Annotated in this window: 11 protein-coding genes; 7 read left to right on the top strand and 4 right to left on the bottom strand. The window is 62.3% G+C overall.

Annotation, left to right across the window (positions count from 1 at the left end):
* Positions 1–42: 42 nt before the first annotated feature.
* Complete coding sequence (locus AACW87_RS12660) at positions 43–744, bottom strand: ABC transporter permease (RefSeq protein ID WP_043137869.1); 702 nt, start codon at positions 742–744, stop codon at positions 43–45.
* A 126-nt stretch (positions 745–870) separates the two neighbouring features.
* Positions 871–1716 (bottom strand): substrate-binding domain-containing protein, encoded by an 846-nt coding sequence (locus tag AACW87_RS12655; protein ID WP_241325123.1) that lies wholly within the window; start codon positions 1714–1716, stop codon positions 871–873.
* 250 nt (positions 1717–1966) lie between these two features.
* Between AACW87_RS12655 and AACW87_RS12650 the strand changes: the two genes are divergently transcribed.
* On the top strand, positions 1967–3322 hold the full coding sequence (locus AACW87_RS12650; protein WP_241278445.1) for a sigma-54-dependent transcriptional regulator: 1356 nt from the start codon (positions 1967–1969) through the stop codon (positions 3320–3322).
* 25 nt (positions 3323–3347) lie between these two features.
* Positions 3348–5468, top strand: coding sequence for a sensor histidine kinase (locus tag AACW87_RS12645; RefSeq protein WP_241325122.1), 2121 nt, complete (start codon positions 3348–3350; stop codon positions 5466–5468).
* Between the two features lie 123 nt (positions 5469–5591).
* On the opposite strand, the gene AACW87_RS12640 is transcribed toward AACW87_RS12645, so the two are convergent.
* Together AACW87_RS12640 and AACW87_RS12635 are read right to left on the bottom strand one after the other, a co-directional pair.
* A complete protein-coding gene (locus AACW87_RS12640) occupies positions 5592–6458 on the bottom strand; it encodes a helix-turn-helix transcriptional regulator (RefSeq protein WP_084214094.1) in 867 nt (288 codons plus the stop codon).
* Positions 6459–6547: 89 nt separating this feature from the next.
* Positions 6548–7405 carry a formate dehydrogenase accessory sulfurtransferase FdhD gene (locus AACW87_RS12635; RefSeq protein ID WP_241325121.1) on the bottom strand — a complete coding sequence of 286 codons (858 nt, stop codon included), beginning with the start codon at positions 7403–7405 and terminating at the stop codon, positions 6548–6550.
* Positions 7406–8009: 604 nt separating this feature from the next.
* Between AACW87_RS12635 and AACW87_RS12630 the strand changes: the two genes are divergently transcribed.
* From AACW87_RS12630 to AACW87_RS12610, 5 genes are all read left to right on the top strand, one after another.
* Entirely contained in the window at positions 8010–8144 is a 135-nt protein-coding gene (locus tag AACW87_RS12630; RefSeq protein ID WP_276329611.1) for a hypothetical protein, read from the top strand.
* A gap of 666 nt (positions 8145–8810) precedes the next feature.
* Positions 8811–9365 carry a DUF3305 domain-containing protein gene (locus tag AACW87_RS12625; RefSeq protein WP_241325120.1) on the top strand — a complete coding sequence of 185 codons (555 nt, stop codon included), beginning with the start codon at positions 8811–8813 and terminating at the stop codon, positions 9363–9365.
* Positions 9358–10026, top strand: a complete 669-nt coding sequence (locus tag AACW87_RS12620; protein ID WP_241325119.1) for a DUF3306 domain-containing protein — start codon at positions 9358–9360, stop codon at positions 10024–10026. The genes AACW87_RS12625 and AACW87_RS12620 overlap by 8 nt, the downstream gene beginning before the upstream one ends.
* A gap of 104 nt (positions 10027–10130) precedes the next feature.
* Positions 10131–11876, top strand: a complete 1746-nt coding sequence (locus AACW87_RS12615; RefSeq protein WP_445206854.1) for a 4Fe-4S binding protein — start codon at positions 10131–10133, stop codon at positions 11874–11876.
* Positions 11877–11886: 10 nt separating this feature from the next.
* Positions 11887–12519, top strand: a complete 633-nt coding sequence (locus tag AACW87_RS12610) for a TorD/DmsD family molecular chaperone (protein WP_241325118.1) — start codon at positions 11887–11889, stop codon at positions 12517–12519.
* Positions 12520–12573: the final 54 nt, after the last annotated feature.

Here is a 12573-nt window from a genome sequence, read left to right as displayed (position 1 = left end):
TCAGCAGCATCCGGTCAGGGATAAAAATGCGCGGCGCCATGGTCAGTTTTTCAAATAACTGTGGCCGCGGCACGCGGTCAGCAGCAGGTTGAGCAGCAGTGCCAGGCTCAGCAGCACTATGCCGAGCGCCACCCCCTGGGCAAAGGCGCCCTTCTGGGTTTCCAGCGCGATGGCGGTGGGGATGTTGCGGGTGAAGTGCAGGATATTGCCCCCCACCATCATGGAGCAGCCCACCTCGGTGACGATGCGGCTGAAGGCGCCGATCACTGCGGCCAAGAGGCCGAAACGGCACTCGCGCATCAGCCCGAGCAGCGCCCTCGGCCAGGAGAGCCCCAGGGTGAGTGCCGTCTCCCAGGCGCGCCTGTCGCTCTGGATAAAGGCGGCGTGGGCCATGGTGGCGATGACGGGGAAGGCGATCAGCATCTGCCCCACCACCATGGCCTGCTGGGTGAACAGCATCTTCCAGTCGCCGAAGGGGCCGGCCCGGGAGAGCAGCATGTAGAGCAGCAGGCCTATCACCACGGTCGGCACCGACTGCAGGGTATTGATGCAGGAGAGCCAGAGCCAGCGCGCCGGGATCGGCAGATAGGCGAGCGCAAAGCCGAGCAGCAGCGCCGGCACCAGCACCAGCGCCAGTGCCAGGCAGGAGACGGAGAAGGAGACCCCCACCACCTGCCACAGATCTGTGTCGCCCCCGAACAGCAAGGCCAGCGCCGCCAGCGTTGTATCCAGCAGAGTCGGCATCAGGCGCTTGCCTCATGGGGCAGGGCGAGGGCGGCCAGCGTCGTTTCGACCAGGGTCGGCATCAGACGCTTCCCCTATCGTGCGGGGCGAGAGCCATCCATGTGATCGTATGGAACAAGGGCTGCATTATTTCCCGTTGGCATCGGCCACAAACAGCGCCTGGCCTGCCACCTTGAAGTCGCCGATAAGCGTCTGGCCGTGCTCGGAGACCAGCCAGTTCTTCAGGGTGCGGGCCCCTTCGGTATTGAGATCCGGGTAGCGCTTGGGGTTGACCAGGATCACCTGATAGGGGTTGAACAAGCGCTTGTCGCCCTCCAGCAGCACGGCGAGATCCAGCTTGCTCTGATAGGCCAGCCAGGTGCCGCGGTCGGTCAGGGTATAGGCGCCAAGCTCGGAGGCCATGGTCAGGGTCGGGCCCATGCCCTGGCCGATGGATTTGTAGCCGGCAAACTCGGGTTTGACGTCGGCCGCCTGCCACAGGGTCTTCTCCTTGATGTGGGTGCCGGACTCGTCGCCGCGGGAGATGAAGGTCTGCTTCTTATCCTTGATGGCCTGCAGCGCCCTGGCCGCGTCGTGCAGCTTGCCAAGACCCGCAGGGTCTTTCGCCGGGCCTACGATGACGAAGTCGTTGTACATCAGGTGCACCGGCTCTATGCCAAAGCCCGCGTCAACAAAGGCTTTTTCGGCAGACGGAGCATGGGTCATCACCAGATCCGCGTCGCCGTTCTCACCCATCTTCAGGCTCTGGCCGGTACCGGCCGCCATCACCTGTACCGGATAACCCGTCTCCTGGGTGAACTGGGGCAGCAGCCAGCCCAGCAGGCCGGACTGCTCCGTGCTGGTGGTGGTGGCGAGGCGAATGGGCGCCTTGGCGCTCTCGGCGTGGCTGGCTGTGCTCAGCAAGGGGAGGCTCAGCAGCAGGGCGGTGGAGAGGGCAAGGGCGAGACGTTGGCGCACGGTTCCTGTGATCATGATGTTCATCGTATCCGGGTGATGGGGAGAGGGCAGGACTAAGCAAGCAGGGTGCCAAGCTGGCCGCATGCTGCCAGCAGCGAGGTTTTCAATGTTAAAACAGTCGGTTAACGGCATTAATTGCGTGATGGCCTCGTCGCTTTTAATAAAGGGGGTTGGCACTGGGGGCCGGTTAGCGACAAAATGTCCCACAGTTTATAAGGTCGGTGGGACAATCCCGGAACCTTGTCGAATCTGAGGTACTTTTTTCATGACTGCACCCGCCAGCCGTTGGTCCGCCCTCTCTCTGCTCATCGTCGATGACGAGCCCGGCATGCGCAGCTTTCTGGCCAAGGCGCTGGCCAGGCGCTTCGCCCAGATAGAGACGGCCGCCAGTGTGGAGGAGGCGGAAGCCCTGCGTTGCCGTCTGCATTTCGATCTCATCATCGCCGACATCCGGCTACCGGGGCGCTCCGGCATCGAGTGGCACGAGGCCATAGACCCCGCCACCCGGCGCAGCGACATCATCTTCATGACCGGCTTCGGCGACATGGAGACAGCCCTCAAGGCGTTGCGGCTCGGCGCCAGCGACTTCATCCTCAAACCTTTCAACCTGGATCAGATGGTGCAGGCGGTGGACAGGGTGATAGAGCGCCGCCAGATGGAGCGGGAGAACCTGCTGCTGCGCCGGGAGGTGAGCAAGCTGTTCCCGCCCACCCTGATAGGTGACAGCGCCAAGACCCGCGAGCTCAAGACGCTCATCGCCAGAGTGGCCCCCTCCAACGCCGCCGTGCTGGTGGAGGGGGAGTCCGGCACCGGCAAGGAGCTGGTGGCCCGTGCCCTGCACCAGCTTTCCGGCCGCATGGGGGCCTTCGTGCCGCTCAACTGCGCCTCCATCGCCCCCGAGCTGCTCGAAAGCGAGCTGTTCGGCCACGTGCAGGGGGCCTTCACCGGTGCCCGCAAGGGGCGCGACGGCCTGTTCAGGGTCGCCCATCAGGGCACCCTCTTTCTGGACGAGATAGGCGAGATGCCGCTCGCCATGCAATCGTCCCTGCTGCGGGTGCTGGAGCAAAAAGCGATCAGGCCGGTCGGCGCCGAACGTGAATTGTCGGTGGATGTGCGCATCGTCGCCGCCACCAACCGCAACCTCAAAACCGAGGTGGAGGCGGGCCGCTTTCGGGAAGATCTCTTCTATCGCCTCAACGTGGTGGCGCTGCCGGTGGCGCCCCTGCGCGATCGCGTCGACGACATCCCGGCCCTGGTGCACCACTTCACCCGCCAGCTCACCGCCGAGATGGGGATGGGCTCGCTTAGCTGGACCCACGAGGACGTGGTGGCCATGCAGGCCTATCCCTGGCCCGGCAACGTGCGCGAGCTGCGCAACCTGATCGAGCGCTGCCTGCTGCTGGGCAAGCCCCCCGCCGACTACTGGCAGAGCAGTAAGGCGGCAGAACAGGGGGCGAGCGAGGAGGGCTATCCGCTGGCGTGGCCGCTGGCCGAGGTGGAGAAGGCCCATATCCTGCAGGTGGTGGCGAGCCATGATGGCAACAAATCTGCCGCCTCCCGGGTGCTGGGGGTGGCGCGCAAGACCCTGGAGCGCAAGTTCAAGGAGTGGGCTATCGAATGACAACCCGCAACCGGACGGTGCCGCTATGACCCTGCTGCCGCGCTGGCTCAAGACCAAGGTACGCTGGCGCCTGCTGCTGCTCACCTCGGTGCCTATCATGCTGACTTTGGTGGGCATGATAGGGCTGACGCTTTACTGGACCCTCACCTACAGCTGGCAGAACCTGCTCACCAATGTGCGCGGCGACCTGGGGGTGGCCCACCATGCGGTCAATGTGCAGCAGCAGCGTCAGGCCGAACATCTGGAGCATCTGCGCGATGCCTGGGCCTTCCAGCTGCGGCTGCGCCAGACGCCCGAAGCACTGCCGGCCTGGGTGATGCCGCTGGCGGCCAACTACGATCTCGACTTTCTGCGCCTGCGCAGTGGCGCCGAACTGGAACTGCTGACGGCCAGGGAGCGCACGGCCCTCGCCGCCGGGCGCAGCGTCAGCCACTTCGTGGTCTGGTCGCGTGAGCAGTTGCTGGCCCTCTCGCCCGCTCTTGCCAGCCGCGCCGTGCTGGACAGGGAGCACACGGCCGCTCCGGGCCAGGAGACCCGGGGGCTCGTCAGCCTCTCCCTGACGCCCGTCATGGCCAGAGACGGCAGCCTCTGGGCCGTGCTGGAGGGGGGCGAGCTTATCAACGGCAGCACCCGGCTGGTGGACGAGCTCAAGGGACAGGTGTTTGCCAAGAACACCCTGCCGGATGGGAGCATAGGCACTGTCACTCTGTTTCTCGGCGATCTGAGGGTGAGCACCAACGTGCCCGCCAGCAGCAGTCGCCAGCTGGGGCGGGCGGTGGGGACCCGGGTCTCGGCGCCGGTGCGCGAGCAGGTGCTGGATCGGGGGGAACTGTGGGTCGACCGCGCCTTCGTCCACGACGCCTGGTATGTCTCCGGCTACGAGCCCTTGCTCGGGGCGCACGGCGAGCGCATCGGCATGCTCTACGTCGGCTTTCTGGAGTGGCCCTTCATTCGCACCTACCTCACCAACCTGCTGGAGCTGGGCTCAGGCGTGGTGCTGCTCCTGCTGCTCTCGGGCCTGCTGGTCTATCGCGGCGCCCGGGATCTCTTCACCCCCATAGAGCGGATGCACGGCGTGGTGCGTCAGGTGCAGCATGACCAGTCGGCCAGGGTGGGGGCGCTGCCGCTCGACCCCGACCACGAGCTGGCCCAGCTCGGGCGCCAGTTTGACGCCATGCTGGATCGGCAGGCGGCGCACCAGCAGCAGCTGGCCCGCAGCGCCGACGAGCTGGAGCAGAAGGTGGCCGAGCGCACGGGCAGTCTGGAGCAGAAGACAGCCGAACTGGAACACCATATCCATATGCTGACCCAGGCGCGCCAGCAGCTGCTCATCAGCGAGAAGCTGGCGGCCCTCGGCGAGCTGTGCGCCGGGGTGGCCCACGAGATCAACAACCCGCTGGCGGTGATCCTCGGCAATGTGGAACTGATGAAGCTGGAGTTGGGAGAGGCGGCCGCCCCGGTCAGCGAGGAGCTGGCGCTGGTGCTGGCCCAGATAGAGCGCATTCGCGCCATCACCCGCAGCCTGCTCCAATACTCCCGCCCCGGCGACTACGAGACGGCGCCGGTGTGGCAGCACCTCACCCCCATCATCGAAGAGAGCCTGACCCTGGTGCGCTCCGCCCTGCGCCAGCAGCAGGTGAACCTGGTGGCCGACTTGCAGGCCCAGCAACCCATAGAGGCGGATCGCCAGCAGCTGTTGCAGGTGCTGATAAACCTGCTGGTCAACGCCAGCCACGCGCTGGGGGAGCAGGGGGAGATCCGGGTCGAGAGCCGCGACTGGTTCGACGAGGCGGGTGGGCTGCAAGGGGCCGAGGTGCGGGTCATCGACAACGGCAGCGGCATAGATGCCGCCATCATGGACAAGATCTTCGACCCCTTCTTCACCACTCGTGCCACTGGCACAGGTCTGGGGCTGGCCCTGAGCCATCGCATCATCAGCCGCTGGGGCGGGGAGCTGGTGGTGGACTCCACTCCCGGGCAGGGGAGCTGCTTTACCATCCGGTTGCGCAGCCATGCCCTGCTGCCCAGCGGTGGCGAGCCCACCCAGCTGGAGGGATGGCGCATTGCGCTCGGGGCCGAGGGGCGCGGATCTGGCTCGGCGGGGCATGAGCCTGACTCGGCAGCGGGTGAGTCAAGGCCAGGGTAAGCGCCTGCCCATTTATCAGAGCGGATGAATAGTACAGATGGGCAATAAAACAGACGGGCCTGCCAGGGTGGCAGGCCCGTGCTGGTCAGGGCTGTCGGTACAAAGAGAGGCTAGCTTCTTTCGCTACTGCGGGCTCCACACCAGCTTGCCGCTCTGGGTCAGGTCATAGCCGCCGAGGCGGGCCGCCAGCTCGCGCCCCTCGGGGGATTGCAGCCAGCCTATCAGCTGTTGCAACAGGGTGCGAAAGAAGACTCCCTGCGGCATCACCAGATCGAAGCACTCCTGCGACAGCGGCATAAAGCCGAGGCCAAACTCGGTGGCCGTGCTCTGGGCGCCGGGCCCCACGTCGGCATCGCCCCGGCTGATGGCGGCAGCCAGCTCCCGCTCGCTGTTGACCTGCACAGTGCTCTCCAGCCGGGTCAGCGACTCCCCCTGGGTTTGCAGCCACTCCTGCAGGGCGCGCTGGCTGCCGGCCCCCTCCTGGCGCATAGCCCAGCGCCAGTCGAGCGCCTGTTTTGCCTCCTGCGGCTGCAAGCCCTGGCGCAGCACCAGCCCCTGTACCCGCCGAAAGCCATGCACTATCACCCATTGGCGGTGGCCCTGATACTGCTGCACCAGCGCCGGGTGGCGCAGGTGGGCCTCTTCGGCCTGACCCCAGTGAATGGCGCACAGATCCACATGGCCGCGTGCCAGCATCGCCAGCCCCTGGCGAGTGCCGCAGGGGGTGTAGCCCACCAGCGCCTGGGTGCCGAGCTGCCGCGCAAGCGTGCTGCAACCATAGTGCAGCAACACGTCGTCGGATCCCGCCAGCAGCAGCCGGTCGTTCATCACCCCCTCGTGGCAGCTGCCGAGCAGCCAGCGATCGAGCAGGGAGCGCGGAAACAGCCACTTGCCGGTCGCCTTGGTGGCGGGGATGCGCGCCTCGTTGGCGAGCTGGTAGACCTTCTTCTCGTTGAGATCGAGGTACTCGGCCACCTGCTTCACGTTCATAAATTCGTTCATGGCTTGCGCTTGATCCTCTGGCTGGCGTGGTCGAGATACTCAACTATCTGTTTGGCACTCATCAACTCGCTCATGGCTTACTCTCGCTGACCCCGGCCTGACGGGGTATGGAGCAGCACAGGCGGCCTCTCGTCCAGCTCCAGATGCTGCTGGCCGGTAAAGACTTCGAAGTGGCGCCCCTTGGCGCGGGCGATCATGGTGATGCCGAGCTGGCGGGCGAGATCCAGCCCCATCTGGGTGACGCCGGAGCGCGACAGCAGCACGGGAATGCCCATCTGCGCCACCTTGATCACCATCTCGGAGGTGAGCCGGCCCGTGGTGTAGAAGATTTTATCGCTGCCGCTCTCGCCGCGCATCCAGAGCTCGCCCGCCAGGGTATCCACCGCATTGTGGCGCCCCACATCCTCGACAAAGGAGAGGATCTGGGCGCCGCGACAGATGGCGCAGCCATGCACGGCGCCGGCCATCTTGTAGGTTTCGTTATGGGCCGACAGCGCTTTGAGCAGGGCATAGAGGGTGCTCTGTTTCAGCTCAGGCGCAGCCAAGACCACCCCTTCGAGCTTCTTCATCACGCTGCCATACATGGTGCCCTGACCGCAGCCGGAGGTGACCGTCTTCTTCTCCAGCGCCTGGTCGAGATCGGCTGCCTGCTGGCTGCTCACCACGGCGGCGGCCTCGCTCTCCCAGTCGACGATCACCGATTCTATGGCCGAAATATCCTCGATAAAGCCCTGATTCTTGAGATAACCCAGCACCAGCGCCTCGGGGCGGGCCCCCAGCGTCATCAGGGTCACTATCTCCTTCCAGTTGAGGTAGACAGTCAGTGGGCGCTCACAGGCGATTTGGCGGGTTTGCAGCGTGCCCTGCTCATCCATCACCTCGACGGCCATGGTGAGCTGGGCGGCAGCATTGCTTTTGATAAAGGTCGGTATCATGGGCCCCTCGCGACCGGTAGCTGGGTGTAGGGGGGTAAAGCAATTTGTGTTCCACTTTGATGTATTTAGTCGAACACTAAAAATAGTCATTTATAGGTGTGATACCCATCTCAAAATTGGACTGTATCGAATGCGAACAGGTCTATGTTGTGTGACCATATAAAAGTACTGATTAAGATAGTTATTGAATTAAGAACTCTTTAAATTACAATATTTATCTGAACTTCGCCTTATTCGTGATGATTTTTTAGAACGCACCATTTTGATGGTAATTCCATAGGTGAGTTATGATGGCAATTTCCATAAGGGTCGTCTGATGTGTGATTTCCACGAAGTGCACATCGTGGTTCTATTGATACTATTCTTGCAATAAAAAGCAGGGTTTGAAGATAATGTTCATTATTTTCTCTAATCTGCCACCTTATGCTTTGGAGTTAGTATGCCGATTCTGATCATTTTAGGTGTTGTGCTATTTATATATTTATATATAAAATTTAAAAAATTTAGAGGCTTCACTAATGATTTAGTGAAAAAATCGCCAGAAATCCTAAGGGATATGGCAGAGAAAAGTAAGAAAAGATAAATCACTAATACAGGAGGTTGTATGAGTGAAAAATTCGAACATAGTCCAGAGTATGAAGACTGGATCGAAGAAACCGGTGGGAGAGATGAGGAGTATTCAGAGTACTACAACAAATGGGAACGCAGAGTAAGAAAAGAAGAAATGTCTAAGCGTTGATTGCTTACCAAAAAAATGATTGGCAATTAGCCTGGGCTAGGTAGCACTAATCTAAAAATGAACAATTAGGGCAAGTCACTAGTTTTTTGCATTGACAAAAAGTCACTGTTGATTTTTTGTCATCATAAGTGTTTTGCTAAATGAATGGTTGTACTTAGCTTGTTTTTAAATAGCTCAGACGGAAAGAGGTATATTGGCTATGTCAGGGAAAATCACTTTGCCTCACAAGTGCCCAAAATGTGGAGTTGTGGCTAAAACTGAACAGGAGCTAGATAAATTTTTTGGTTATAGAACTAAAGATAGTGGAGTTACGAACCAGAGCCAGTGTAAAAAATGTAGGTGAAAAGCTTAATACATGAAGACCACCTATCTCGTTATCAAGGAAATAATCGGATAATTCGGCGTTATTCGATTATTTCCATTTATTCTGATTAGGCTTTGGCAGATTGGTTTTACTCCGTATTCTGGGCTTTGTTGCGTTCAGCGTTAGCCTGTATTTTAAATCCCCTAAATCGGCCACTCATCCCGCCTTGGCCCCACTCTTGCTATGTCTTATCCCATTGATGGCCGTGGCCGCCTCGATTTACCCGCAGTGACCAGCCCCGACAGGGGCTAATCATAGGGGAGGGCGGCCCGGCAGAGACCTTCTGATGGGAGTCGCGACAAGTGCAAGACACAACCAAACCTCTCTCCCCGCAGCGCTGGCTGCAGCTGGAGTTGAATGCCATCGACAGCCAGGTTGGCCGCTGGCAGAGCCGCCGTTTCGAGATTGCGGCGCTCCACCCCGCCGAACCTGAGGCTGCCGGTGCCTTGCCCCTTACCTTGTTTCGCGATGAGCGGGGGGATTATCGCTTCAATCTGAGCTCCGGCTCGCCCCGCCTGTTTGTGACTGGAAGCCGCGTGGACAATGGCTTTGTGGCCGATGGCCTCACCCTGAGCCAGACAGTGGCCGCCGCCTATATGGATGGCGAGCGGCAGGTGCTCTCCTGCCCGCTGCCTGAGGCGCTGCAAGCCTGGGTGGAGGCCTTTATCGGCCGTCACGGCGAGCTGCTGGAGGCCCGCCGCAAGGGCAAGAAGGGCAAGGGGCGGGCGCAGGATCAGTTGGGGGTCGATACGAGAGTTGAGACATCAAGAGACGCCAGTGATCAAGCCAATTGCGGCGCCGTCAGAGCCACAGGCCCCGATGGCCGCGAGCGTTCGGGAGCAGGCTCCCATGAGTGAGTTTCTCAAGCGCTGGTCGGCTCGAAAGCATCAGGCATTGCAGCCACGGGAAGAGGCTGACCCCGAGGTTGTTGCTATCCCCATCGAAGGCAATGGTGAAGGTAAAATATCATATGCAGAGCAGGATAGCCGCGTAGTCAGCACTGACAAGGGGAGTGGTGAACCCGAGGCTGCCGAGGGTCTCCTGTATGAGGTGTCGGAGGGAAAACCGGCTATCGGTGACGCCGCTTCGCAGCCGGTCAGACCAACCCAGCCGGGCAAATCTGCGTTGCCTGACAAAGAGACACTGAGAGCCATGTTTCGCACTCACAAGCCGGACGGGCTGGATGACTACACCCAGGATTTCAGCCAGCCCGAGCTGTTGCCGGCGGCCCTGACCGCCGGGCTGCGCAACTGGCTGGTGGAGACGGTGACGGCGCCCGAGGCCGAGTCCGGCAGCGCACTGTCGCCATCAGATCAGGCAGCACCCGAGCAGGCCCTTGCCGACCAGCCAGCCGCTGCCCCCTCTTTTTCTTCTCCCGCCTCCCAGCGGAGTGAACCGCCCGCCACCTTGCCAGCCCCGGATCCACAAGCCCACACCAAGGATCGGGACATTTTGGTTGATGAGGGTGGACAAAATGTCCCAACCAAGGGTGGGGGAATGGAGCGTCTGGGATCCTGACTCCCTGCCAGTCACTATTTTTCCGGGGGAGTTGGCTCGGCTCTTGCTCCTCCACAAGACCAACAAGCGATCCATCCCATGAGGTGGACCGCACAGGAGTGCATGTGAGCATCGAACAACATTACTCAAACCTGACCCCCGATGGGGGAGTGGCGGGGCGCAATGAGCGAGCCCGCGCCGACGCCTTGCGCCACACGGTCAAGACCGACAACCTGATCCCGGCCACCGTCTCCTATCAGAGCCAGGGCCGCTTGTTGCTGGTCGGCCCGGAAGATCGCATTCGCCGTGCCGCCAGCCTGCTGCCCCAAGGCGTGATGCCGACCCTGCTGGTCACCGAATCCGTCCACAATGCCGAGGCAGCAGATCTCGAAGCCATCTTCGACGCCACCGCATCCCTCAACGCCCTGACCCTGCGCGAGCCGAGCCTCAAGGGGTATCTGGGTCAGTACCAGCTAACCGGCCTGAGCGGGCAGGGGGAGCGGGTTGACCTGGCGGGGCTTTGTTTTCCACAACAGGGTTTCCCGCAGCAGGCTGCGGCAGCTGTCAGTGAACTGCCAGGGGATCCGCGTTTCGATCTGGTGGCCGATCTGGGCCGCACGCCGCTGTTTGCGCTGGAGCGCCCACCAATCGGCTATCTGCATCTGGTTGATGACGAAGGGCTGGCCGCACGGCTCGCCGAGCTGTGCGCCCTGACCGGCATCTTCGACAAGCCGCGTTATTTTCGCCTCGATGCCGAGGCCTGCGCCTTCACCGCCCGCGGCGTGCCAGGTTGCAGCCGCTGCCTCGATGTCTGCCCGACCGATGCGCTCAAGCCCGTCAATGGTCGCATCCAGATAGATCCGCATCTGTGCCAGGGATTCGGCAGCTGCGCCTCCGCCTGTCCGACCGGGGCGATTGCCTATCACCAGCCCGATGCCAGCACCAGCGGCGACTACCTGCTGCGCTTGCTCAAACGCTATCGGGAGGCGGGCGGTGCCCACCCTGTGCTGCTGATCGCCGGGGAGAGCGAGCGGGCACGGCTTGAGGCCAGCCTGCCCGCCCTGCCAACCCACTGGTTGCCGGTCTGGGTGGAAGAGAGCGCCAGCCTGGGGGTTGAGAGCTGGCTGGCGGCGCTCGCCTATGGTGCCAGCGCGGTGCGCATAGTGCTTGGCGAGGACGCCCCCGCCAGCGTGCGGGCCCTGCTGGAGCGGGAGCTGGCCAGCGCCGCCGTACTGCTGGTGGGGGCCGGTTTATCGGCGGGCCGGGTGGCGATCCACTCCCTGAGCGCCATGGAGCGTGCCAGTGAACACCCTGGCACTGCGTTGTTCGACAAACCGCTCAAAGGGGAGAAGCGGGAGACCCTGTTTGCCGCCTTCGATGCCCTCTGGCAGGCCAACGGGGGCAGCCACGAGCCGCTGGCGGTGCCCCATGGCGCCCCTTACGGCGCAGTGGTGCTCAAGGAATCGGACTGCACCCTCTGCATGGGCTGCGTGGCGGTCTGCCCGACCCGCGCCCTGCATGCGGTGGGCCACACGCCCGGCCTCAACTTTATCGAGCAGGACTGCATCCAGTGCGGCATGTGCGAAAAAGCCTGCCCCGAGCAGGCCATTGTCCTTGCACCCCGCCTGCAACCTGTGCCCGAGGTGCGCCGCGCCGTGCAGAGCCTGAAAGCCGAGGAGGCCGCCTGCTGCATACGCTGCGGCAAGCCGTTTGCGCCAGCTTCCCTCATTCGTCGCATCCAGCAAAAGCTGGCCGGTCACTCCCACTTCCAGAATGAAGCCGCCCAGCGGTTGCTGATGTGTGAGGATTGCCGGGTCAAGGATGTGTTTACGGCGCTGGCGGCGGATCCTGCCGCCCAGCTCAAGATATGAGGGGCCTGTGATGAGTGAACAACCGAATAGCCATACCGCACTGAATGCAGGCGAACTGACCATGACAGATCTGGAACAGAGCAGCGCCGACATGTATGCCCTGCTGGCGAGCCTGTGGCGCGCCGCTCCCCGAGGCGAGCAACTCGCCTGGCTGCAAGGCTTGCAGGCCATGCCGGGCCCCTTTGCCAGAGGGCTGGGGCTGGTGCAACTGGCCGCCAGCAGCCACCGCGAAAGCGAACTCGCCGAGGAGTATCAGGATCTCTTTATCGGCCTGGGGCGCGGCGAAATAGTGCCGTTTGCCTCCTGGTATCTCACCGGCTCTCTGATGGAGCTGCCGCTGGCGGTGCTGCGCGCAGACCTCCAGTCTCTGGGCTTCGAGCGCCAGAGCGGGGTGTGCGAACCCGAGGATCACCTGGCCGCCCTGTGCGAGGTGATGGCGGTATTGATTACCGAGTTGCACCCGGATCGCAACCGCTTCTATGAACGCCATCTGGCCCCCTGGGTGCTCGCCTGCTGCCGCGATCAGCAAGAGGCGAAGGGTGGCAGCTTCTACCGGGCGGTCGGGGCGCTTGCCGAAGACTTTTTCAAACTGGAGCAGGATCTGCGCCTGCCCTTTGGTACCCCTGTGGTGACGCTGCCATGACGCGGCACCCACTCACTCATAGCGAAGCCGGCACAGTGCGGCTGGTCATAACAA

This window comes from Aeromonas sp. MR7, assembly GCF_963899385.1.
Classification (GTDB): Bacteria; Pseudomonadota; Gammaproteobacteria; order Enterobacterales; family Aeromonadaceae; genus Aeromonas; species Aeromonas bestiarum.
Note: the sequence above shows the minus strand (reverse complement) of the source record. Positions and strands in the feature narration are given on the sequence as shown.

What these genes read in the sequence shown, in the direction of transcription:
- AACW87_RS12660 (WP_043137869.1), bottom strand. Translation starts at nt 744, where the DNA reads ATGCCGACTCTGCTGGATACAACGCTGGCGGCGCTGGCCTTGCTGTTC.
- AACW87_RS12655 (WP_241325123.1), bottom strand. Translation starts at nt 1,716, where the DNA reads ATGATCACAGGAACCGTGCGCCAACGTCTCGCCCTTGCCCTCTCCACC.
- AACW87_RS12650 (WP_241278445.1), top strand. Translation starts at nt 1,967, where the DNA reads ATGACTGCACCCGCCAGCCGTTGGTCCGCCCTCTCTCTGCTCATCGTC.
- AACW87_RS12645 (WP_241325122.1), top strand. Translation starts at nt 3,348, where the DNA reads ATGACCCTGCTGCCGCGCTGGCTCAAGACCAAGGTACGCTGGCGCCTG.
- AACW87_RS12640 (WP_084214094.1), bottom strand. Translation starts at nt 6,458, where the DNA reads ATGAACGTGAAGCAGGTGGCCGAGTACCTCGATCTCAACGAGAAGAAG.
- AACW87_RS12635 (WP_241325121.1), bottom strand. Translation starts at nt 7,405, where the DNA reads ATGATACCGACCTTTATCAAAAGCAATGCTGCCGCCCAGCTCACCATG.
- AACW87_RS12630 (WP_276329611.1), top strand. Translation starts at nt 8,010, where the DNA reads ATGAGTGAAAAATTCGAACATAGTCCAGAGTATGAAGACTGGATCGAA.
- AACW87_RS12620 (WP_241325119.1), top strand. Translation starts at nt 9,358, where the DNA reads ATGAGTGAGTTTCTCAAGCGCTGGTCGGCTCGAAAGCATCAGGCATTG.
- AACW87_RS12610 (WP_241325118.1), top strand. Translation starts at nt 11,887, where the DNA reads ATGAGTGAACAACCGAATAGCCATACCGCACTGAATGCAGGCGAACTG.